The organism is Rhizobium sp. NLR8a (genome assembly GCF_019685235.1).
Classification (GTDB): Bacteria; Pseudomonadota; Alphaproteobacteria; order Rhizobiales; family Rhizobiaceae; genus Rhizobium.
In genome coordinates, this window is sequence record NZ_JABDWI010000005.1 from 387,791 (window position 1) to 408,613 (window position 20,823).

The following is a 20,823-nucleotide window of genomic DNA, read 5'->3' on the forward strand; positions in this document are numbered from 1 at the left end:
TGTGCAGCGGTTTTGCGCGCGGAATTGCGCTAGACAAAATCTCTGATTCACGTGAAACCCGGTATTGCAGGATTGCCGGGTTTTCTCGTTGAGGGCCAATTTTCAATTGGCGGCCGATATGAGATAGAACGCCGCATGGCCAGTGACGCGCTCTACATCGATGACAGGATCACCATCGCGGGATGGGAACTGACGGAACAATTCGTTCTGGCGGGCGGCCCCGGTGGGCAGAACGTCAACAAGGTTTCGACCGCGGTCCAGCTGTTCTTCAACATCGCCAATTCGCCTTCCCTCAATGATCGCGTCAAGGCCAACGCGATCAAGCTCTCCGGTCGGCGCATGTCGAAGGAGGGCGTGCTGATGATCGAGGCGAGCCGCTTTCGCAGCCAGGACCGCAACCGCGAGGATGCCCGCGAGCGGCTGAAGGAACTGATTCTGGAGGCAGCCAAGCCGCCGCCGCCGCCGCGCAAGAAGACCAAGCCGACCAAAGGTTCGGTCGAACGCCGCCTGAAGGAAAAATCCGGCCGCTCGGAAGTCAAAAAAATGCGCGGCCGGCCCGACGGCGGTGAATGACATGCCCGAGCTCCTGAACGGCATCCGGTATCTGCCCGGCTATCTTGACCGGGCGCGCCAGGAGGAATTGGTGGAGGTGATCCGTGCCGTGGTCACCGAGGCGCCGCTCTATGTGCCCGTCATGCCCGGCACCGGCAAACCGATGTCGGTCAGGATGACCAATTGCGGGCCGCTCGGCTGGGTGACGGACAAGGAGCGGGGCTATCGTTATCAGCCGACGCATCCGGCAACCGGCGGGCCCTGGCCTTATATGCCGCAGCAATTGCTCGATATCTGGAATGACGTTTCGGGTTATGAGAAGCCGCCGGAGGCTTGCCTCGTCAATTTCTATTCCGACGACGCCCGCATGGGCCTGCATCAGGATAAGGACGAGAGGGATTTGCAGGCGCCGGTCGTCTCGATCTCGCTCGGCAACAGCTGCCTCTTCCGGGTCGGCGGCCTCAACCGCAATGATCGCACGCTGTCCTTCAAGCTTGCGAGCGGCGATCTGGTCGTGCTGGGCGGTGAGGGGAGGCTTTGTTATCATGGCGTCGACCGGATCTACCCCGCGACATCGACGCTGTTGAAGAACGGCGGCCGCATCAATCTGACGCTGCGCCGCGTTCGTTCGTGAAAATTGATCGCCTGCTATAGTTTTCTGAGTGCGACCTGTTCGATCAGATGATCCTTGCCCTTTTTCAGGATGAGATCGGCGCGCGGCCGCGTCGGCAGGATGTTCTGGCGCAGGTTCTTCAAGTTGATGTTCCTCCAGAGATCTTCGGCGATTTCAAGCGCTTCCGCATCGGTGATCGAGGCGTAGCGATGGAAATAGGAGTTGGGATCGCGGAAGGCGGTTTCACGCAGCCGCATGAAGCGCGTCACATACCAGTTGTGGATCTGGTCTTCCGCGGCATCGATGTAGATCGAGAAGTCGAAGAAGTCGGATACCATCGGCACGATCTTGCCGTCGGCCGGCAGGTCGCGCGATTGCAGCACGTTGATGCCTTCGAAGATCAGAATGTCGGGACGGTCGACGATCTTGTATTCGTCCGGCAGCACGTCATAGACGAGATGCGAATAACACGGCGCCTTCACATCGGGCCGCCCGGCCTTGATCGCCGAGAGGAAGCGCAGGATCGCGCCCGTATCATAGCTTTCCGGGAAACCCTTGCGCTGCATCAGCTTTTCCCGCTGCAGCACCGCGTTCGGGTGGAGGAAGCCGTCTGTCGTGATGAGATCGACCTTCGGGCTGGAAGGCCAGCGCCCCAGGAGCTCCTTCAGGATACGGGCTGTGGTCGATTTTCCCACAGCGACCGAGCCGGCGATGCCGATGACGAAAGGCGTTTTCGTGACATCCGACATGCTGAGGAAGCGGTTGCGCTGGTCGAACAGCATCTGCGAGGATTCGACATGCGACGAAAGCAGGCGCGACAGCGAGAGGTAGATGCGCCGGACCTCGTCGAGATCGATCGGGTCGCCCATTGAACGCAGCCGCTTGACCTCGTCGCCGGTCAGCGTCAGCGGCGTGTCGGCGCGGAATTTCGCCCATTGCCCGGAAGAGAAGAAATGGTAGGGCGAATAGGATTCAGACTGGAAGTGATCCAATATCTCCGGCACCCCGATAATCTCAGTCGCGATACTCATGAACTCTGCCGGCTGGCCTTTTCCTTGAGACCGGACTGCGCGGTTCTGCGCTCGAGTTCGGCCATGACATTCTCTAGCGGTATTTCAGCAATCTTCAATACGACCAATAGGTGATAGAGCAGGTCGGCCGCCTCATAGGTCAGATTGTCGCGATCGCCTGTCACCGCCGCCATCACCGCTTCGATGGCCTCCTCGCCGAGCTTCTTCGCCGCCTTCGGCTGGCCGGCGGCCACGAGTTTGGCTGTCCAGGACTGCTCCGGTGAGGCTTTCGATCGCTCTTCGACGATGCGTTCGAGGTCGGAAAGGGAAAATCCGCTCATTGTCTGCTCTCAGGGTTCAGTCGAGACGCATGTCGATGCCGCACTTCGACATATAGTGTTTTGCCTCGCCGACAGTATAGGTGCCGAAGTGGAAGATCGATGCGGCCAGCACGGCATTGGCATGGCCTTCCTTCACCCCGGCGACGAGATCGTCGAGGTCGCCGACACCGCCGGACGCAATGACCGGCACACGCACCGCATCGGCGATCGTCCGCGTCAGCTCCAGGTCGTAGCCGACCTTGGTGCCGTCGCGGTCCATGGAGGTGACCAGCAGTTCGCCGGCCCCGCGCGCCACCATCTTCTGCGCGAATTCGACGGCATCGATGCCGGTCGCGTTGCGGCCTCCATGCGTATAGATTTCCCAGGCGCTGAGATTGTCGCCGCCGACCGCTTGCGTGCGCCTGCGCTTGGCGTCGATCGAGACGACGATGCACTGGTCACCGAACTTGTCGGCCGCCTCGGCGACGAAATCAGGATTGCTGACAGCTGCCGAGTTGATCGACACCTTGTCGGCGCCGCACAGCAAGAGCTTGCGGATGTCGGCGATGGTTCTGACCCCGCCTCCGACCGTCAGCGGCATGAAACATTGATCGGCCGTGCGCGACACGACATCGAAAATCGTTTCGCGATTGTCCGAGGACGCGGTGATGTCGAGGAAACAGAGCTCGTCGGCGCCGGCCGCGTCATAGGCCTTCGCCGCTTCGACCGGATCGCCGGCATCAACGAGATTGAGAAAATTGACGCCCTTGACGACGCGGCCGTCCTTGACGTCGAGGCAGGGAATGACACGAGCCTTGAGGGTCATTTACGCAGTCTCCTTGGCCCTGTTGGCCTTGATCAGCGCCAGCGCTTCCTTGGGGTCGATGCGACCGTCGTAAAGCGCCCGGCCGGAAATCGCTCCTTCCAGCTTCTGCGCGTCGGGCTGCAGCATGCGCTTGATATCGTCCATGGAGGCCAGGCCGCCCGAAGCGATGACGGGAATGGAGACGGCATCGGCGAGTTCCAGCGTCGAGCTCCAGTTGATGCCGGTCAGGATGCCGTCGCGGTCGATATCAGTGTAGATGATCGCGGCAACGCCGGCGCCCTCGAATTTCCTGGCAAGCTCGATAATGCCGAGTTCGGAAGCTTCAGCCCAACCCTCGACCGCCACCTTGCCGCCCTTGGCATCGATGCCGACGGCGACGCGGTCGGGAAACTTCCGGCAGGCCTCGATGACCAGCTGAGGATTTCTGACGGCGACGGTGCCGAGGATGACCCGCCGCAACCCCCGCGACAGCCAGGCTTCGATGTGGTCGAGCGTGCGGATGCCGCCACCGAGCTGCACCGGATTTTTCGTCGCCTTCAGGATCGTCTCGACGGCGTCGCCATTGGCCGAATGTCCCGCGAAGGCGCCATCGAGATCGACCACATGCAACCATTCGAAGCCCTGGTCTTCGAAGGATTTCGCCTGGGCGGCCGGATCGGTGTTGTAAACCGTCGCCTGCTGCATGTCGCCGAGCTTCAGGCGAACGCATTGGCCACCCTTCAGATCGATCGCGGGAAAAAGAATCATGTCGTCTTACGTCCGTAGAGTGATCGCCGCCATCAGCGCATTCCACGCATCTACGATATCCGAGCGGAAAAAGACAGCGGCAATGGCGGCCGCGCTCAAAAGCAGCAGAAGCAGCAGGATGACGATGAAGCCGGCACGCACCTGGCGCCAGAAACCGAGGCGCTTCTTCACCGATTTCTCGATCTCGCGCACCCGCCGCAGGGCGTCGCTGTTGACGGCGGCGAGCCGGATATCTGGCTCCATCGCCTCCACATAGGTCTCGGCATAGCTCGAAAGAATCTGCGAGGCGCGATCGCGCAGAGTGTTGCGCAGGTCGGTGGAGAGATAGTTGCTGGAAACTGCGGCAAGCTCGGCCTCATTGGGCGAACGACCGGCATTCCGCTTGCGATAGCTGACGACGAAATCGCGCTTCTGCCGCTCGTAAAGGGCGTAGGCAAGCAGGCCGATCAGATCGTCTTCGCCTTCGATATAGAATTCCAGCACGGCTTCGGTGATATCCCCGGCGTTGATCCCATTGGCGCGCAGCTGCGAATTCTCGTTGCCGGCAAGGAATTCGTGGATCATCGGTCCAGCCTTTCTTTCAATGCCTTGGCCGCGTTGGAAAGCGCTCTTTTATGGAGGGCTTCGTCGACACGACGAATGATCGTCCCGTCGGGAAGCCGGATGTCCGAGAAGGGAGGCAGACCCTCCCTGGAGGGCCGCAGCATATAGAACACCTTGCCTGATTTCTGCGAAGCCGGCATCGAGCGCACTCCTGTTCCTCCCTTTCCATAAAGAGGAAATAAGGCGCAGGTATTACGGATTCCAGCGCAGGAAATTGGCGATCAGGGCGAGGCCGAGCTTCTGGCTCTTTTCCGGGTGAAACTGGGCGCCCACCATGTTGTCGCGCCCGACGAGGGCGGTCATCGGCCCGCCGTAATCGACGGTCGCAATGACATCCTCGGGGTTTTTGGCGGCAAGATGGTAGGAATGCACGAAATAGGCGTGCAACCCCTGCGTCCCGGTGGGAATGCCGTCGAACAGCGGATGTTCGCGCTTCAGGTCGAGCGTGTTCCAGCCGATTTGCGGAATCTTCAACGAGGGATCGTCAGGCGTCATCTCGATGACGTCGCCTGGGATCCAGCCGAAGCCGTGTGTTACGGTTTTCTCGAGGCCACGCGACGACATGAGCTGCATGCCGACGCAGATGCCGAGGAAAGGCCGCGCCTTATTCTCGACAGCCTCGATCAGCACCTCGCTCATCCCGGGCACGGCATCCAGGCCGCGCCGGCAATCGGCGTATGCGCCGACGCCGGGCAACACGATACGATCGGCCGCAGCAACGTCCTCCGCCTTATTAGTGAGATCGATATGGGCATCGATGCCCGCCTCGCGCGCGGCCCGCTCGAAAGCCTTGGTCGCCGAACGAAGGTTGCCGGAACCGTAGTCGATAATCGCGACGCGCATCGTCAGCGTCCTCCATCAAAACCAAAGAGACCAAGAGATGTCGCTTGGCCACGCAGCCTGTTTGCACCGGGCTTGTTCTGCCAATCCGGTGCGACCGTATCGTCACTGCCAGCAGGCACCGTCTTGTCCGCAAAATAGACCTGCTCGGCAATATCGAGCTTATCGGCTGCAATGAGGGCGTCCTCGTTCCAGCCCTTGGCGGCAAGATTGCGGATGCGAAAGTTCTGGCCTTCGAGACCGACCACTATATTCACGCCCAGCATGATCGCCGCACCCGCCGGCCCCAGACCGGGTTCGTCCATCAGTGCGGCGCCGATTCCCTGTAAGAAAAACGCCGCAGCCGCATGCAGCCATAGCCGGTGCACCAGAAGCCAAGCCCATGGAAACAGGAGGCCGAGCCAGGTGAAACCGTCGCGAATCGTGCGCACCTCATCGGTCGCTACGCTCGCGCCGCCCGGCGGTGTCAGGAAAATATAGCTGGAGGTCATTGTCGCCGCTCCCTGAGGGGCTCAGACGAGTGTGCCCTTCGTCGAGGGAACACGGCCCGCCTGTCTCGGATCGATCTCTGTCGCCGTGCGCAATGCGCGGGCGACCGCCTTGAAGCATGTCTCGGCAATATGGTGGTTGTTGGCGCCATAATGGTTGAGAATATGCAAGGTGATGCCGGCGTTCTGGGCGAGCGCCTGGAAGAATTCGCGCACGAGTTCCGTGTCGAAGGTGCCGATCTTCGGCGCGCTGAAGGCGACATTCCAGACGAGGAACGGGCGACCCGAAAGATCGACCGCCGCCTTGGTCATCGTCTCGTCCATGGCGAGATCGATCGAAGCATAGCGTGTGATGCCTCGCCGATCGCCGAGCGCTTTCGAGATCGCCTGGCCGATCGCAATGCCGGTATCTTCGACCGTATGATGATCGTCGATATGCAGGTCGCCCTTGGCTTCGATGTCCATGTCGATGAGCGAATGCCGCGAAAGTTGGTCGAGCATATGGTCGAAGAAGCCGACGCCGGTCGAAATCTTCGATTTGCCGGTGCCGTCCAGGTTGACGGAAACGGAAATCGACGTCTCGTTGGTCTTGCGGGCAACGCTGCCCGTTCGGCTTGCTTCGGTCTCGGCCATGTGGCCCTCCATCGGAATAAGGCCGTTCCTTATCAGGCGCATCAGCAAATATCCAGAAGCCGCGGAGGAGAAAAGCCCCCATTTGCAATCGGCTCAGGCCTGCTTACATAGGGTTCAACAAGGACCGGCATGCGGTCTCGCGTAAAGGCCCGCCTCATGGGCAGACAGGTGTTTTATGACAACAATCATTACAGTTCGAAAAGGCGGCAAGGTGGTGATGGCGGGCGATGGCCAGGTGAGCCTCGGCCAGACCGTCATGAAGGGCAATGCCCGCAAGGTGCGGCGCATCGGCAAGGGCGAAGTCATCGCCGGTTTCGCCGGCGCCACGGCTGACGCCTTCACCCTGCTCGAAAGGCTTGAAAAGAAGCTGGAACAATATCCCGGTCAGCTGATGCGCGCCGCCGTCGAACTCGCCAAGGACTGGCGTACCGACAAATACCTGCGTAATCTCGAAGCCATGATGCTCGTCGCCGACAAGTCGATCACGCTGGCAATCACCGGCAACGGCGATGTTCTGGAGCCCGAACACGGCACGACGGCGATCGGTTCTGGTGGCAATTTTGCCTTCGCCGCCGCCCGTGCACTGATGGATAGCGACAAATCGGCCGAAGAGGTCGCCCGGCGCGCCCTCGAGATCGCCGCCGACATCTGCGTCTACACCAACCACAATATTGTGGTGGAATCGCTGGATGTCGAAGGCTGAATACCAGGCCTTTCGGCTGCCGCCGCGGCTGACCTGCCGCGGCGAAACAACGAATTGCGGCCGGGCCGATGGCTCCGGACCGCCAGGAGAATGATACGCAATGACGACCTTTTCCCCCCGCGAGATCGTTTCCGAGCTCGATCGCTACATCATCGGCCAGCATGATGCCAAACGCGCCGTCGCGATCGCGCTGCGCAACCGCTGGCGTCGCCAGCAGCTCGACCCGAGCCTGCGCGACGAGGTCATGCCGAAAAACATCCTGATGATCGGCCCAACCGGTGTCGGTAAGACGGAGATCTCCCGGCGTCTGGCAAAACTCGCCGGCGCCCCTTTCATCAAGGTCGAAGCCACCAAGTTCACCGAAGTCGGTTATGTCGGCCGTGATGTCGAGCAGATCATCCGCGATCTGGTCGAGGTCGGCATCGGCCTAGTGCGCGAGAAGAAGCGGGCCGAGGTGCAGGCCAAGGCCCATGTCAGCGCCGAGGAGCGTGTGCTCGATGCGCTGGTCGGCACCACCGCTTCGCCCGCCACCCGCGAAAGTTTCCGCAAGAAGCTCAGGGACGGCGAGCTCGATGACAAGGAAATCGATATCGAGGTGGCCGATGCCGGTTCTGGCATGGGCGGCTTCGAAATACCCGGCATGCCGGGCGGCAATATCGGCGTGCTCAACCTGTCGGAAATGTTCGGCAAGGCGATGGGCGGACGCACCAAGAAGGTGCGCACGACGGTCAAGGCCTCCTATACCGATCTGATCCGCGATGAATCCGACAAGCTGATCGACAACGAGGTGATCCAGCGCGAGGCCGTCCGTTCCACCGAGAACGACGGCATCGTCTTCCTTGACGAGATCGACAAGATCGCCGCCCGCGACGGCGGCATGGGCGCCGGCGTTTCACGCGAAGGTGTCCAGCGCGACCTGCTGCCGCTCGTCGAAGGCACGACGGTTTCGACCAAATACGGCCCTGTGAAGACGGACCATATCCTCTTCATCGCCTCCGGCGCCTTCCATGTCTCCAAACCCTCGGATCTTCTGCCGGAGCTGCAGGGCCGCCTGCCGATCCGCGTCGAGCTGCGTCCGCTGAACAAGGAAGACTTCCGCCGGATCCTGACGGAGACCGAAGCAAGCCTCATCCGCCAGTATCGAGCGCTGATGGAAACCGAAAATCTGAACCTCGATTTCACCGAGGACGCGATCGACGCGCTGGCCGATGTCGCCGTTCACTTGAACTCCTCGGTCGAGAATATCGGCGCACGCCGGTTGCAGACGGTGATGGAGCGGGTGTTGGACGATATTTCCTACAATGCGCCCGATCGGGCCGGGGCAGCCATCACGATCGATGCAGCCTATGTGCGAGAACATGTCGGCGATCTCGCGCAGAATACCGATCTGTCCCGCTTCATTCTGTGATATCGCCGCACCGGTGCATGGCTTTACCGATGTGAATGCCGCATTCTGTTGACCTCGACTATCGACAGCGGGCCTTTTCCTTTTTAGTGAAGGCCCGTTTTGTTTTCCGCTACGGCATTATTCGGCCAAGATTCTGGTCCAGTCAGCCGCATCGCGAACAGGACGATGAACGGACGGGATAGCGGATCGTGCGACGCCTTTTGACAAGCCTTTTGATTGCCGTTGCCCTGGTGAATTCGAAGCCGGCTTTCGCCATGCAGACGGTGCCGGCGGGCAATCGCCATGCCGAGCAGCCCGATATTCCCGGAGCGTCCGTCCGCCGCACCAAGGGCACCAAGAGCAGCTTCGATCTGAAATATGAGAAGGTCCATGAGCTTCTCGCGACCGATCACGAACTGATGGCAAAGATCCGCAAGGTCTCCAGCGCTTATGGCATCAATCCCATCCATGTCATCGGCGCGATCGTCGGTGAACATACCTATAATGTCGACGCCTATGACCGGCTGCAGGCCTATTACGTCAAGGCCGCCTCCTATGCCGGTGAAAGTTTCCGTTTCGCCTATGACGGCGAGAGCGTCGACGATTTCGTCGCTCGGCCCCAATTTGCCGGGTGCAAGGGCAAGAGTGATTCCTACACGCTCTGGTCCTGCCGGGAAGATGTCTGGGAAAGCGATTTCCGCGGCAAGACCGTCGGCGGCGAGAGCTTCCCCAACAATCGCTTCAGTGCGGTCTTCTTTCAGCCCTTTTACGCCGGCCAGACCTTCGGCCTTGGCCAGGTCAATCCCCTGACGGCGCTGATGCTTTCCGATCTCGTCAGCCGCGTCTCCGGCTATCCGAAGCTGAACGAGAAGAATGCCAGCGCCGTCTACAGGGCAATCATGGATCCCGACATCTCGCTCGCTTTCGTCGCCGCCTCGATCCGCAGATCGATCGACGATTACAAAGAGATTGCCGGCATGGACATCTCCGGCAATCCCGGCCTGACGGCGACGCTTTACAATGTCGGCAATTCCCGTCAGCGTGCCGCGGCGCTGGCCGCGAAAAACCGCTCTTCCGGCGCGACCGTTTGGCCCGAAGAGAATTATTACGGCTGGCTGATCAACGACAAGCTGGACGAACTCAAGGGCCTGCTCTAGCTTCAAGCTTGCCGGGAAGGCGTCGCTCTTCCCCGAAAGGCTTTGACGATGGACATGCGTCCGGATCCCTTCGTTCCGCCGGCACCGCTGCCGCGCACCGTGCCGCCGAGCCGGCTTGATATCATCCGCATCATTCTGCGCAACCCGCTCGAACTCTGGGGCGAGCCCTCCTACACGCTGCCCTGGATCAAGACGAGCTTCTTCGGGCAACACACCCTGATCGTCAACGATCCCGGCTTGATCAAGCACATACTGGTCGACAATGCCGCCAATTACCGAATGTCCGACATTCGCCAGCTGGTGCTGCGGCCAATCCTGCGTGACGGGTTGTTGACGGCGGAAGGCCAGGTCTGGAAGCGATCGAGAAAGGCGGTCGCGCCGGTCTTCACGCCGCGCCACGCCAAAGGTTTTGCCGGCCAGATGCTGCGGCAATCGGAAGATTTTGTCCGCAAATACGCGAACGTCGATGCGGATGGCCAGGACTTCGACATTGCCACCGATATGACTGATCTGACCTTTGCGATTCTTGCCGAGACGCTCTTTTCCGGCGAAATCATTTCGTCGAGCGGCCATTTCGCCGACGACGTCAACCAGCTTCTCCACCGCATGGGCCGCGTCGACCCGATGGACCTGCTGCGCGCGCCCTCCTGGGTGCCGCGTCTCACCCGCATTGGCGGCCAGAAGGTGCTCGAGAAATTCAGGGCGATCGTTCGCGACACCATGGATATGCGTCTGGCGAAGATGAAGGCCGATCGCGCCGCCGCACCGGAAGATTTTCTGACGCTGCTCCTGGAACAGGCCGGTCCGGATGGCCTCACCAAGGAGGAGATCGAGGACAATATCCTGACTTTCATCGGAGCCGGTCACGAGACGACCGCGCGTGCGCTTGCCTGGACGCTCTATTGTGTCGCCAACAGCCCGCATATTCGCGAGGCGATGGAGACGGAGATCGATGCCGTCCTGGCGACTGGAGCCGAACCTGTGGAATGGCTGGATCTGATGCCAGTGACACGGGCGGCCTTCGAAGAGGCTCTCAGGCTCTATCCGCCCGCACCTTCCATCAACCGCGCCGCGATCGCTGATGATCTCTGGATAAACGCCAAGGGCGAAAGGATCGAAATACCGGCCGACATCACCGTGCTCATCATGCCCTGGACGCTGCATCGCCACGAACTTTATTGGGAAAAGCCGCGCGCCTATATGCCGGAGCGCTTCCTGCCGGAAAACCGCGGCAGCATCGGCCGGTTCCAGTTTCTGCCGTTCGGCGCCGGCCCGCGCGTCTGCATCGGCGCGACCTTCGCGCTGCAGGAGGCGGTGATCGCACTGGCGGTCATGATGCACCGTTTCCGTTTCGATCAGACGGCAGCCACCAATCCCTGGCCGGTGCAGAAGCTGACGACTCAGCCGCAGAACGGGCTTCCCATGCGCGTGACGTCGCGCATAATTTCCCGAACGGCATAAATCTTTCGAACCATTGCAGAATTGACTGTGAATGAAAGGCGGGCAAAGTGGCAGCATTCACAGGCGTTGCCGAGGAGAATATCGCATGAGCCGCATTGATAAGAACGGTCTTGCCATCGAAACCGTCCTTCACGATTTCCTGATGCAGGAGGTTCTGCCGGGTCTGGCGATCGATGTGGACAGATTCTTTGCCGATTTTTCGGCAATCGTCCACGATCTCGCCCCACGCAATCGCGCACTGCTGGCCAAACGCGACGAGCTGCAGACGAAGATTGATGACTGGTATCGCCAGCATGGCGCCCCGTCGGATATGGACGAATATCAGTCCTTTCTCCGCAGCATCGGCTACCTCCTGCCGGAAGGGTCAGACTTCCAGGTCTCAACCGGAAACGTCGATCCCGAGATCGCCTCCATCGCCGGTCCGCAGCTCGTCGTTCCCGTGATGAACGCCCGCTACGCCCTGAACGCCGCAAACGCTCGCTGGGGCTCGCTCTATGATGCGCTCTATGGCACCGACGCCATTCCCGAGAGCGACGGCGCCGAGAAGGGCAAGGGCTATAATCCAAAGCGCGGCGAAAAGGTCATCGCCTGGGTGCGAGATTTCCTCGATACGGCGGCGCCGCTACAGGACAGCAGCTGGAAGGATGTCGGCAGCTTCGCCGTTAAGGACGGAACGCTCGTTATCAGATCGGTCGACGGCGAGCAGACAATGCTCAGAGACCGCGGGCATTTTGCCGGCTATCGCGGCGATGCCGCGGCGCCGAGCCATGTTCTCCTGAAGAACAACGGCATTCATATCGATATCGTCATCGATCCGACAACGGCGATCGGTAAGGCCGATCCGGCCCATATTTCCGATGTCTGGCTGGAATCGGCGATCACCACGATCATGGACTGCGAGGATTCGATTGCCGCCGTCGACGCCGAGGATAAGGTCATCGTCTATCGCAACTGGCTCGGCCTGATGAAGGGCGATCTGCAGGAAGAGGTGGCAAAGGGCGGAACGACCTTCGTCCGCAAGCTCAACCCGGATCTGGACTATACCGGCCCGGATGGCACTTCGTTCGAAGTACATCGCCGTTCGTTGATGCTGGTGCGCAATGTCGGCCACCTCATGACCAATCCCGCGATCCTCGACAAGGACGGCAACGAAGTGCCTGAGGGCATCATGGATGCCGTCATCACTGCTCTGATCGCGCTTTACGATATCGGTCCCGCCGGCCGGAAGAAGAATTCCCGCACCGGCTCCATATATGTGGTGAAGCCGAAGATGCATGGGCCAGAAGAGGTCGCCTTCGCCGTCGAGATTTTCTCTCGGGTTGAAGACGCGCTCGGCATGGCGCGCAACACCATCAAGATGGGCATCATGGACGAGGAGCGGCGCACGACGGTCAACCTCAAGGAGTGCATTCGTGCCGCCCGCGAGCGCGTCGTCTTCATCAATACCGGTTTCCTCGACCGCACCGGCGATGAGATCCACACCTCGATGGAAGCCGGTCCGATGATTCGCAAGGGCGATATGCGCCAGGCAGCGTGGATATCGGCCTATGAGAACTGGAACGTTGATATCGGCCTGGAATGCGGCCTTTCCGGCCATGCGCAGATCGGCAAGGGCATGTGGGCGATGCCGGACCTGATGGCGGCGATGCTGGAACAGAAGATCGCCCATCCCAAGGCCGGCGCCAATACCGCCTGGGTGCCTTCGCCGACGGCTGCAACCCTGCATGCCACCCACTATCACCGCGTCAACGTCGCCAAGGTCCAGCAGGGGCTGAAGGACCGTGCTCGCGCCAGACTTTCCGACATTCTCTCCGTGCCGGTTGCGGTGCGGCCGAACTGGACGCCGGAGGAAATCCAGCGAGAGCTCGACAACAATGCTCAGGGTATCCTCGGCTATGTCGTGCGCTGGATCGATCAGGGCGTCGGCTGCTCGAAAGTGCCCGACATCAACAATATCGGCCTGATGGAGGATCGCGCGACCTTGCGCATTTCGGCCCAGCACATGGCAAATTGGCTGCATCACCAAGTCGTCACCGAAGCTCAAATCGTCGAAACGATGAAACGCATGGCTGCCATCGTCGACCGACAGAACGAATCCGATCCGGCCTACCGCCCAATGGCCGGCAATTTCGATGATTCGATTGCCTTCCAGGCCGCCCTCGATCTCGTCCTGAAGGGCAGGGAGCAACCGAACGGCTATACGGAACCGGTGCTTCACCGCCGCCGTCTCGAGCTCAAGGCGAAGCAATCGGCGTGACCGAGAATACGAAAAGGCCGCCGGGACGACAGTCCGGCGGCCTTTTTTACACCGAATTCGGTATCTACCTTACTGGATGACGATGACCTTGGAGGTCCCCTTGCCGGGGCGGACGCGGCTGTAGAGGTCGATGACGTCCTGGTTCATCAGGCGAATGCAGCCCGAGGAAGCGGCGGTGCCGATCGAAGCCCATTCCGGCGTGCCGTGCAGGCGGAACAGGGTGTCCTTGCCGTCGTCGTTGAAGAGATACATGGCGCGCGCGCCGAGAGGATTGCTGAGACCGGGGCCCATGCCCTCCTCGACGTATTTGGCGACGTCGGGGCGGCGTTCAGCCATTTCCTTCGGTGGGTGCCAGGTCGGCCATTCCTGCTTCCAGGCGACATAGGCGGTGCCGGCCCATGCGAAGCCCTGCTTGCCGACGCCGATGCCGTAGCGCATCGCCTTGCCGTTCGGCAGGATGTAATAGAGGAAACGCTCGCGCGTGTTGACGATGATGGTGCCGGGACGCTCGGTGGTTTGGTAGCTGACGACCTGGCGGCGGAACTGCGGCTTGACCCTGTCGATCGGGATCGCCGGCAGGGAGTATCCGGCATCCTTCGTCACGCCATAGGCGTCGTTGAAGATTTGAGCTGTCTGTACCGTCGGGCCTGCGCCCTTGTCGTCGACGGATGCGCTTTCGGAATTAGTGGAGCAGCCGGCCAGTGCGAGCGTCGTCAGCAGGCCAAATACAGGGAATGCATTGCGGATGCGCATAGATAACTCTTGAAGTTTTTGGGCGAGGAGAACAGTCTTTCGACCATCGTTGATTATGGTTTATTTTCGATTAACTTGCGCTTTGCAAGGCTACTGTGGCGCGACGAATTCGTCTGCTGCGCAAATTAAAAGCGCATGGTTTTTTTGCAACAACACACACGGCTCTGCGACGGTTATCCATGACGATTTTGAGCGTTTACAATAACAATCCGTTAATCGATGGCCGGCAATCGGACAGGGCCATGATGGTGCGGCGCGGGACGCAGATATTGCTGCATGAAATGCGCCATGCCGTGCTACCCGAACTGCCGCTCGCCAGCGGCCGCCGCGCCGATCTGATCACGCTTTCGGAAAAGGGCGAAGTCTGGATTATCGAAATCAAGACATCGATCGAGGATTTCCGGGTGGATCGCAAATGGCCGGAATACAGACTGCATTGCGACCGCCTGTTCTTTGCGACACATGAAGGTGTGCCGCTCGACATCTTTCCGGAGGAATGCGGGCTCTTCCTCTCGGATGGCTATGGCGCCCACATGATTCGCGAGGCGCCGGAACACCGCATGGCACCAGCCACGCGCAAATCCGTCACGCTCAGTTTCTCGCGCGCCGCCGCGCAAAGGCTGATGATGGCCGAATGGGCGAACGGAAAACCGTTCACCGTGGATGATGTCTGACGAAGGTTTCGTCTATTTCGGCGCGCGTTTGGCAAGGATGCGCTGCAGCGTTCGCCGATGCATGTTGAGCCGGCGTGCCGTTTCCGAGACATTGCGCTCGCACATTTCATAGACCCGCTGGATGTGTTCCCAGCGCACCCGATCGGCCGACATCGGATTCTCGGGAAGTTCCGCTTTTTCACCCGGCCGTTGCGTCAGCGCCGAAAAGACATCGTCGGCATCCGCGGGCTTGGCCAGATAATCGACGGCTCCAAGTTTTACGGCCGTCACCGCTGTTGCGATATTGCCGTAGCCGGTCAGCACGATGATCCGGGTATCGTCGCGCCGCTGGCGGATCGCTTCGATGACGTCAAGCCCGTTGCCGTCGCCGAGGCGAAGGTCGACCACCGCATATTTCGGCGGCCTGCTTTTCGATTTCGCAACACCTTCCGCCACTGAGTCGGCCGTCTCCACCTCGAAGCCGCGCGTCTCCATCGCCCGTGCAAGACGGCGCAGGAACGGCCCGTCATCGTCGACGATCAGCAAGCTGGCGTCGGGCCCGATATGGTTTTCGTCCGATGCGGCGAAATTTCCGTGAGTCTGTTCTGTCATCGTCTCGGGTCCCGGCGGTTGCGCCTGATCCTGGTCAACCGTTCTCATTCTACTTATGCCCACAAACTCATTTTGTCGAATTTGCGTCGATCAGCATTCGCGGCCATTCGATGCGGATGCGCGCGCCGGCTCTTTCCGGCTCGCGGTTCTCGAAAACCAGCGATGCGCCCGAGCGCTCCAGCAGCGTCTTGGCGATGAAAAGTCCGAGCCCGAGGCCGCCGGCCGTATCTTCCTTCTGCCGCCTGGTCACATAGGGCTCGCCGATTCGCGTTAGGATGTCAGGCGAATAACCATTGCCGTCGTCCTCGATGACGATCAGCACTTTGTCGTGATCGTGTTCGACGGTGATGGTCACCTTCTCCCTGGCATAATCGACGGCATTTTCGATGAGGTTTCCGAGCCCGTACATGATGCCGGCATTGCGGTCGGTGACCGGCTCGTTCTTGCGCGGGCTTTTTTCGATGAGCTCGAGCGTGATGCCGAATTCCCGGTGCGGCGCGACGACCTCTTCGATCATCGAGGAAAGCGGTAGCCGGCGCATATGCGCCTCGCCTTCGGAGGAGAGCGTCGTCAGCCGCCGCAGAATATCACGGCAGCGTTCGCTCTGGCTCCGCAGCAGCATGACATCCTCGCGGAAGCGATCATCGTCCTTGAGCTCGCGTTCCATTTCCTTGGCGACGACGCTGATCGTGGCAAGCGGCGTGCCGAGTTCATGAGCGGCGGCCGCAGCCAGGCCGTCAAGCTGCGAAAGATGCTTTTCCCGCTGCAGCACCAGTTCAGTCGCGGCCAGCGCATCGGCAAGCTGGCTTGCTTCCATCGAGACGCGATAGGCATAGAAGGCGGCAAAGGCCATCGTCGAGGCGATCGAGCACCAGACGCCGAACTGCATGACGTTATGGACATTGATCTCGACCCCGTCGAACCAGGGCAGCGGGAAAGGCGAAAAGGCAAGCACGGTAATGCAGGCCATCGCAAAGCCGATCAGCGCCGTGCTGTAGCGGATCGGCTGTGAGGCAAAGGAGATGATAACAGGCACGCAGACGAGTGCGGCGAAGGGATTGGCGAGGCCCCCGGTGATGAAGAGCAGCGCGCAGAGCTGCAGGAGGTCGAAGCCGAGCAGCGCGAAGGCGGCGGGCGGCTCCAGCCGGTGCGTCGGCGGATAGCGGATCGTCAGGTAGAAATTCACCCAGGCGAGGGCGGCGATCAGCGAAGAGCTGGCGATCAGCGGCAAGGGAAATTTCAGCCAGAAGGCGACGATGAACACTGTCAGCGCCTGGCCGCCGACCGCAAGCCAGCGCAGCCGCACCAGCGTCTGCAGCCGCAGCCTGCGGCTGCTGTGCCGGTCTTCCAGCGTATGGCTTTGCGTCTTGTCGATCACGCCGGGCTTGTCGATCATGCCGGGGCTCCTTGATGGCTCTCATGTACTACGTGGTTTTGCCCGTGTCGTCGGCAACGCCTCTTCTGGCCGCTCCGGCCAGGGATGGCGGGGATAGCGCCCGCGCATCTCTGCGCGTACGTCCTTCCACGAGCCCGCCCAGAAGCCGGGCAGGTCGCGCGTCGTCTGGATCGGCCGGTGCGCCGGCGACGTCAGCTCCAGGAGCAGCGGCAGGCGGCCTCCGGCGACCGCTGGATGTTGTTTGAGCCCGAACAACTCCTGCACCCGGATCGTCAAGACCGGCTCCTCACCCTCATATTGGATAGGATGTCTTTGACCGGTCGGCGCCTCGAAATGCGTCGGCGCAAGCCGGCTAAGATCGCGCTGCAGCTCGTGCGGCACCAGCGACATCAGCCCGTTCGAAAGCCCTGCCGCAGAAATCTCGGAGAGGCTTCGGGCGTCTTCCTGGAAGGGAGCAAACCATTCCTCCAGCCGGGAAAGCAGAGCATCGTCGCTGACATCGGGCCAGGGATCACCGATCGTCCGATAAAGGAAACCGATCCGTTCGCGAAGCTGCAGGGCTTCCTTCGAGAAGGCGAGCTGATCGAGCCCCAGTTCGCGCACGCCCTCCATCAGCGCCTGAGTGACGGCGGCCCCGGAGGGACGCGGCAACGGCGTCTCTTCGAAGACGATCGAGCCGAGCCGGGTTGCCCGCCGCGCTCGCACCTGCCGGCTTTGGCGGTCGAAGAATGTCTGGTCATCGGTTCTGATCTCGCCAGGCAGTTCGGCCTCGATATCCGCACGCGTCACTTCGGCCGCCGCCAGAATCCGCCCCTGTGCCGCACGCCCGGTGAGATCGGCGATGACGAGCATCTGGCTGCCGGCGAGCCTCTCGGTTTCCGGCAGTTCCGCTCCCCGCCCGTTCGCCATGACGAATCGCCCGCGCCCGCCGCGCTGAAGCGCGATCCGATCCGGGAAAGCATGCAGCAGCAGCTGACCCGCCAATACAGGTGCGGCCGTGGTGACGGTATCGAGGCCCGCGGCCAGCCGCCCCGCCAGCCGCCGTGAGGCGTCGGCTCTTTCGCCGCGCTCGGCCTTGAAGCGCCGCAGCCGGTCCTCAATGTCGACGCTCGGTCCGCCAAGCCCCTGTTCGGTCAGGAGCAGGGCAATCATCGCCGCCTCCCGGGCATGGCCCGACTCGCCTGATGAAACGACCATGGCGGCAAGCCGCGGCGGCAGAGCGAGATTGCGCATCATCTTGCCGCGGACGGTCAACGCGCCATCCTTGTCGAGCGCTCCCAACTGGCCGAGCAGCGCCCGTGCCTCCTTAAGCGTCGTTTCCGGCGGCTGATCGACGAAGGCAAGAGATGCCGGATCCTGGACGCCCCAATGGGCGAGATCGAGCACCAGGCCGGCGAGATCGCTGGAGAGGATCTGCGGCGGCGTGAAAGCCGGCAGTGCCGCCGTCTGCCCCTGGTGCCAAAGCCGAATGGCGATGCCAGGCTCCGTTCGTCCCGCGCGGCCGGCCCGCTGATCGGCGGAGGCCCGCGACACCCGCACCGTCTCGAGCCGTGTAATCCCGGTCGAGGCTTCGAAGACCGGCAGACGCTGCAATCCGCTGTCGATCACGATTCGGACGCCGTCGATGGTGATCGAGGTTTCGGCGATCGAGGTGGCGAGGACGATCTTACGCGTCCCCTTCGGCGCTGGCCGGATCGCTGCATCCTGCTCCTTCTGACTGAGATTGCCATAGAGAGGCGCAATCAAGGTTTCAGGGCCGAATCGCCCCTGCAGGCGCTCCACGGTGCGCGTGATTTCCGCCTGGCCGGGCAGGAAGGCGAGGATAGAGCCGTCCTCGTCGGCATGTGCCTCGATAATCGCCCGCGTGACGGCATCCTCGATGCGCTCGCCGCCAGGCCGGTCTTGATAGCGGATATCGATCGGAAAGCTGCGCCCCAGGCTCTTGATGACAGGCGGATGATCGAGCAAGGCGGCCACACGCTCCACGTCGAGCGTCGCCGACATCACCAGGATGCGCAGATCCTCGCGGAGCGCTGACTGCACGTCGAGCGCCAGCGCCAGCCCGAAATCGGCATCGAGCGACCGCTCATGGAATTCGTCGAAAAGCACGGTCGAGACGCCGGTCAGTTCTGGATCGTCGAGGATCATTCGGGCGAAAACCCCTTCGGTCACCACCTCGACCCGGGTCGCCGCCGATATCCTGCTGTCGAGGCGCATGCGGTAGCCGATCGTCTCGCCCACCTGCTCGCCGATGAGTGACGCCATCCGGCTTGCTGCGGCTCGCGCCGCCAGCCGCCGCGGTTCGAGCAGGATGATCTTGCCGTCGCCGCGCCAGGCCTGATCGAGCAGGTAGAGCGGCACCAGCGTCGTCTTGCCGGCGCCTGGCGGAGCGGAAAGAACGGCGCGTCTCTGCTCGGTCAGCGCCGCCGCGACGGCGGGCAGGACATGCGAAACCGGAAGCTCCGGCAATGATGCACTGATCGTCACTTGCGGCCCGCCACCGTCTGATAGGCAAGGATGGCGCCGGCGAGATCCTCGAGTGCTGCGCCGACCGACTTGAACAGCGTGATTTCCTCGTCATGGCTCCGCCCTCCATGGGCGCCGCTCACGAGTTCCGCAAGCTCCGATTGGATGTCGTTCATGTCCAACAGGCCGCTTTTCATCGGCTGAACGATGTCGCCGGCCTCGCTGGTGGCGCCCGCGCGGGTATCGACATGGACCGAAGCGCGGCGAATGGCTTCGTCGTCACTTTCGCGCATGCTTGGTTTGAACGCGCCGACGAGGTCGAGATGTGCGCCGGGCTTCAACCATTCCCCCGATATGAGCGGTGCGCTGGAAAGCGTGGCGCAGGAAATGATGTCGGCGGTCCGCGCCGCCGCTTCCCTATCGGCCACCGCCTCGGCATCGAGGCCCAGCGCCCGCGCTTCCGCCGCGATCTTCTCCGCCGCTTGCGCGTTGCGTCCCCAGATCCTGTATCTCTGGATGGGCCGCGTCACGCCGTGGGCGAGCATCAGGTTGAGCGACAGCCGCCCGGTTCCGCAGACGAGCATTTCCTCCGCATTCGTGCGGGCGAGATAACGGGCGGCGAGCGCCGATGCCGCCGCTGTCCGCCGCGCCGTCAGTTCGGCGCCGTCGATCACGGCCAGCATCTCGCCGGTTGCGCCCGAGGAAAGAAGATAGGTTCCTGAGATTGCCGGCAGGCTTCGCCGCGCATTGCCGGGAAAGACCGAAACCACCTTCACCCCGGCATAACGACCGGGAACCCAGGCCGGCATCAGAAGCAGCGTTGCACTCTCTTCCCCGGGCACGTCCATCTCGTGGTGATGACGCACCGGCATCACGCATTCGCTCGCAAACATGGCGGCGATCGCTTCGATCAGCTCACGCCAAGGCAGGGCTGCGCGCGTCTGTTCTTCGTTGAAGACAAGCATTTTTCACTCCGGCGGATCGTTTTCTCCCCGGCAAACTAGCGAGTGCCGTGCGTGGGAGGCAAGCGCCCTGGAATTTCATCTGGCGGCTTCCCATATAGGTCATGGCTTCGCCGTCGAAGCGATTTATCGAGGTTCGGCGAAAACGAATCCCCAGAACTGCCAGATCCGGCAGTAAATTTGCGCGATTTCGAACGGCAAGCCAAAAACCCTTTACGAATCAGCCTGTTACAAAAATGTCAAAAAACTTTTGGAATGGCAGTTGACTTAGAAAAGGGGAAGGTTCTATAAGCCCACTCACTGAACGAGGGCGGCGGCGCTGCTGGCGACGAAGTCTTTCGTTCTAAAGAAACTCAAGCGGATTGGCGATTGCTGGTTTGTGTT

The 20,823-nt window shown here is 61.4% G+C and carries 22 protein-coding genes; 8 read left to right on the forward strand and 14 right to left on the reverse strand.

Annotated features, from left to right (window positions below):
* Nucleotides 1-135: 135 nt before the first annotated feature.
* Nucleotides 136-573, forward strand: a complete 438-nt coding sequence (arfB, locus tag HJC04_RS12280) for an alternative ribosome rescue aminoacyl-tRNA hydrolase ArfB (RefSeq protein ID WP_221146304.1) — start codon at nucleotides 136-138, stop codon at nucleotides 571-573.
* A 1-nt stretch (nucleotide 574) separates the two neighbouring features.
* Complete coding sequence (locus HJC04_RS12285) at nucleotides 575-1,186, forward strand: alpha-ketoglutarate-dependent dioxygenase AlkB (protein WP_210632824.1); 612 nt, start codon at nucleotides 575-577, stop codon at nucleotides 1,184-1,186.
* Between the two features lie 14 nt (nucleotides 1,187-1,200).
* On the opposite strand, the gene coaA is transcribed toward HJC04_RS12285, so the two are convergent.
* From coaA to hisB, 9 genes are read right to left on the reverse strand one after another with little or no spacing between them, the layout of a single operon-like run.
* Nucleotides 1,201-2,196, reverse strand: a complete 996-nt coding sequence (gene coaA, locus HJC04_RS12290; protein WP_210632825.1) for a type I pantothenate kinase — start codon at nucleotides 2,194-2,196, stop codon at nucleotides 1,201-1,203.
* Complete coding sequence (locus HJC04_RS12295; protein ID WP_085776452.1) at nucleotides 2,193-2,516, reverse strand: phosphoribosyl-ATP diphosphatase; 324 nt, start codon at nucleotides 2,514-2,516, stop codon at nucleotides 2,193-2,195. Before HJC04_RS12295 ends, coaA begins: the two co-directional genes overlap by 4 nt.
* A gap of 16 nt (nucleotides 2,517-2,532) precedes the next feature.
* Nucleotides 2,533-3,321, reverse strand: coding sequence for an imidazole glycerol phosphate synthase subunit HisF (gene hisF, locus HJC04_RS12300; protein WP_184454375.1), 789 nt, complete (start codon nucleotides 3,319-3,321; stop codon nucleotides 2,533-2,535).
* Nucleotides 3,322-4,068, reverse strand: a complete 747-nt coding sequence (gene hisA, locus HJC04_RS12305) for a 1-(5-phosphoribosyl)-5-[(5-phosphoribosylamino)methylideneamino]imidazole-4-carboxamide isomerase (protein WP_221146306.1) — start codon at nucleotides 4,066-4,068, stop codon at nucleotides 3,322-3,324.
* A gap of 6 nt (nucleotides 4,069-4,074) precedes the next feature.
* Nucleotides 4,075-4,632 (reverse strand): hypothetical protein, encoded by a 558-nt coding sequence (locus HJC04_RS12310; protein WP_210632827.1) that lies wholly within the window; start codon nucleotides 4,630-4,632, stop codon nucleotides 4,075-4,077.
* Nucleotides 4,629-4,811, reverse strand: coding sequence for a hypothetical protein (locus tag HJC04_RS12315; protein ID WP_210632828.1), 183 nt, complete (start codon nucleotides 4,809-4,811; stop codon nucleotides 4,629-4,631). Before HJC04_RS12315 ends, HJC04_RS12310 begins: the two co-directional genes overlap by 4 nt.
* Nucleotides 4,812-4,863: 52 nt before the next feature.
* Nucleotides 4,864-5,514 carry an imidazole glycerol phosphate synthase subunit HisH gene (gene hisH, locus HJC04_RS12320; protein WP_221146308.1) on the reverse strand — a complete coding sequence of 217 codons (651 nt, stop codon included), beginning with the start codon at nucleotides 5,512-5,514 and terminating at the stop codon, nucleotides 4,864-4,866.
* A 2-nt stretch (nucleotides 5,515-5,516) separates the two neighbouring features.
* Nucleotides 5,517-6,002 (reverse strand): DUF2628 domain-containing protein, encoded by a 486-nt coding sequence (locus HJC04_RS12325; protein WP_221146310.1) that lies wholly within the window; start codon nucleotides 6,000-6,002, stop codon nucleotides 5,517-5,519.
* Nucleotides 6,003-6,023: 21 nt separating this feature from the next.
* Nucleotides 6,024-6,632, reverse strand: coding sequence for an imidazoleglycerol-phosphate dehydratase HisB (gene hisB / locus HJC04_RS12330; RefSeq protein WP_210632831.1), 609 nt, complete (start codon nucleotides 6,630-6,632; stop codon nucleotides 6,024-6,026).
* 175 nt (nucleotides 6,633-6,807) lie between these two features.
* Here hisB and hslV point away from each other — a divergent pair, with 175 nt between their 5' ends.
* From hslV to HJC04_RS12355, 5 genes are all read left to right on the forward strand, one after another.
* Nucleotides 6,808-7,335, forward strand: coding sequence for an ATP-dependent protease subunit HslV (hslV, locus tag HJC04_RS12335; protein WP_210632832.1), 528 nt, complete (start codon nucleotides 6,808-6,810; stop codon nucleotides 7,333-7,335).
* A 100-nt stretch (nucleotides 7,336-7,435) separates the two neighbouring features.
* Complete coding sequence (hslU, locus tag HJC04_RS12340; RefSeq protein ID WP_210632833.1) at nucleotides 7,436-8,743, forward strand: ATP-dependent protease ATPase subunit HslU; 1,308 nt, start codon at nucleotides 7,436-7,438, stop codon at nucleotides 8,741-8,743.
* A gap of 188 nt (nucleotides 8,744-8,931) precedes the next feature.
* Nucleotides 8,932-9,879 (forward strand): DUF1402 family protein, encoded by a 948-nt coding sequence (locus HJC04_RS12345; RefSeq protein WP_221146312.1) that lies wholly within the window; start codon nucleotides 8,932-8,934, stop codon nucleotides 9,877-9,879.
* A gap of 48 nt (nucleotides 9,880-9,927) precedes the next feature.
* Nucleotides 9,928-11,340, forward strand: coding sequence for a cytochrome P450 (locus tag HJC04_RS12350; RefSeq protein WP_210632835.1), 1,413 nt, complete (start codon nucleotides 9,928-9,930; stop codon nucleotides 11,338-11,340).
* An 85-nt stretch (nucleotides 11,341-11,425) separates the two neighbouring features.
* Nucleotides 11,426-13,597 (forward strand): malate synthase G, encoded by a 2,172-nt coding sequence (locus HJC04_RS12355; protein ID WP_210632836.1) that lies wholly within the window; start codon nucleotides 11,426-11,428, stop codon nucleotides 13,595-13,597.
* Between the two features lie 69 nt (nucleotides 13,598-13,666).
* On the opposite strand, the gene HJC04_RS12360 is transcribed toward HJC04_RS12355, so the two are convergent.
* Nucleotides 13,667-14,350, reverse strand: a complete 684-nt coding sequence (locus tag HJC04_RS12360; RefSeq protein WP_011423457.1) for a L,D-transpeptidase — start codon at nucleotides 14,348-14,350, stop codon at nucleotides 13,667-13,669.
* Between the two features lie 179 nt (nucleotides 14,351-14,529).
* On the opposite strand from HJC04_RS12360, the gene HJC04_RS12365 reads away from it, so the two are divergent.
* Nucleotides 14,530-15,024 carry an MmcB family DNA repair protein gene (locus HJC04_RS12365; protein ID WP_011423458.1) on the forward strand — a complete coding sequence of 165 codons (495 nt, stop codon included), beginning with the start codon at nucleotides 14,530-14,532 and terminating at the stop codon, nucleotides 15,022-15,024.
* 12 nt (nucleotides 15,025-15,036) lie between these two features.
* Here the strand turns inward: HJC04_RS12365 and HJC04_RS12370 are convergent, their stop codons facing one another.
* From HJC04_RS12370 to HJC04_RS12385, 4 genes are all read right to left on the reverse strand, one after another.
* Nucleotides 15,037-15,615: an ActR/PrrA/RegA family redox response regulator transcription factor gene (locus tag HJC04_RS12370; RefSeq protein WP_210632837.1), complete on the reverse strand. Its 579-nt coding sequence runs from the start codon at nucleotides 15,613-15,615 to the stop codon at nucleotides 15,037-15,039.
* Nucleotides 15,616-15,682: 67 nt separating this feature from the next.
* Nucleotides 15,683-17,011 carry an ActS/PrrB/RegB family redox-sensitive histidine kinase gene (locus tag HJC04_RS12375; protein ID WP_210632838.1) on the reverse strand — a complete coding sequence of 443 codons (1,329 nt, stop codon included), beginning with the start codon at nucleotides 17,009-17,011 and terminating at the stop codon, nucleotides 15,683-15,685.
* Nucleotides 17,012-17,032: 21 nt separating this feature from the next.
* Nucleotides 17,033-19,498 (reverse strand): ATP-dependent helicase HrpB, encoded by a 2,466-nt coding sequence (gene hrpB, locus HJC04_RS12380; protein ID WP_221146314.1) that lies wholly within the window; start codon nucleotides 19,496-19,498, stop codon nucleotides 17,033-17,035.
* On the reverse strand, nucleotides 19,495-20,442 hold the full coding sequence (locus HJC04_RS12385) for an ornithine cyclodeaminase family protein (RefSeq protein WP_221146316.1): 948 nt from the start codon (nucleotides 20,440-20,442) through the stop codon (nucleotides 19,495-19,497). Before HJC04_RS12385 ends, hrpB begins: the two co-directional genes overlap by 4 nt.
* Nucleotides 20,443-20,823 lie beyond the last annotated feature (381 nt).

Excerpts from the sequence above, each read along its gene's own strand:
- hslU (WP_210632833.1), top strand. The coding sequence starts at position 7,436 with ATGACGACCTTTTCCCCCCGCGAGATCGTTTCCGAGCTCGATCGCTAC.
- HJC04_RS12375 (WP_210632838.1), bottom strand. The coding sequence starts at position 17,011 with ATGATCGACAAGCCCGGCGTGATCGACAAGACGCAAAGCCATACGCTG.
- hisB (WP_210632831.1), bottom strand. The coding sequence starts at position 6,632 with ATGGCCGAGACCGAAGCAAGCCGAACGGGCAGCGTTGCCCGCAAGACC.
- HJC04_RS12355 (WP_210632836.1), top strand. The coding sequence starts at position 11,426 with ATGAGCCGCATTGATAAGAACGGTCTTGCCATCGAAACCGTCCTTCAC.
- HJC04_RS12385 (WP_221146316.1), bottom strand. The coding sequence starts at position 20,442 with ATGCTTGTCTTCAACGAAGAACAGACGCGCGCAGCCCTGCCTTGGCGT.
- HJC04_RS12360 (WP_011423457.1), bottom strand. The coding sequence starts at position 14,350 with ATGCGCATCCGCAATGCATTCCCTGTATTTGGCCTGCTGACGACGCTC.
- HJC04_RS12370 (WP_210632837.1), bottom strand. The coding sequence starts at position 15,615 with ATGACAGAACAGACTCACGGAAATTTCGCCGCATCGGACGAAAACCAT.
- hisH (WP_221146308.1), bottom strand. The coding sequence starts at position 5,514 with ATGCGCGTCGCGATTATCGACTACGGTTCCGGCAACCTTCGTTCGGCG.
- HJC04_RS12365 (WP_011423458.1), top strand. The coding sequence starts at position 14,530 with ATGACGATTTTGAGCGTTTACAATAACAATCCGTTAATCGATGGCCGG.
- HJC04_RS12315 (WP_210632828.1), bottom strand. The coding sequence starts at position 4,811 with ATGCCGGCTTCGCAGAAATCAGGCAAGGTGTTCTATATGCTGCGGCCC.
- HJC04_RS12285 (WP_210632824.1), top strand. The coding sequence starts at position 575 with ATGCCCGAGCTCCTGAACGGCATCCGGTATCTGCCCGGCTATCTTGAC.
- hslV (WP_210632832.1), top strand. The coding sequence starts at position 6,808 with ATGACAACAATCATTACAGTTCGAAAAGGCGGCAAGGTGGTGATGGCG.
- arfB (WP_221146304.1), top strand. The coding sequence starts at position 136 with ATGGCCAGTGACGCGCTCTACATCGATGACAGGATCACCATCGCGGGA.
- hisF (WP_184454375.1), bottom strand. The coding sequence starts at position 3,321 with ATGACCCTCAAGGCTCGTGTCATTCCCTGCCTCGACGTCAAGGACGGC.
- HJC04_RS12350 (WP_210632835.1), top strand. The coding sequence starts at position 9,928 with ATGGACATGCGTCCGGATCCCTTCGTTCCGCCGGCACCGCTGCCGCGC.
- HJC04_RS12310 (WP_210632827.1), bottom strand. The coding sequence starts at position 4,632 with ATGATCCACGAATTCCTTGCCGGCAACGAGAATTCGCAGCTGCGCGCC.
- hisA (WP_221146306.1), bottom strand. The coding sequence starts at position 4,068 with ATGATTCTTTTTCCCGCGATCGATCTGAAGGGTGGCCAATGCGTTCGC.
- HJC04_RS12295 (WP_085776452.1), bottom strand. The coding sequence starts at position 2,516 with ATGAGCGGATTTTCCCTTTCCGACCTCGAACGCATCGTCGAAGAGCGA.
- coaA (WP_210632825.1), bottom strand. The coding sequence starts at position 2,196 with ATGAGTATCGCGACTGAGATTATCGGGGTGCCGGAGATATTGGATCAC.
- HJC04_RS12325 (WP_221146310.1), bottom strand. The coding sequence starts at position 6,002 with ATGACCTCCAGCTATATTTTCCTGACACCGCCGGGCGGCGCGAGCGTA.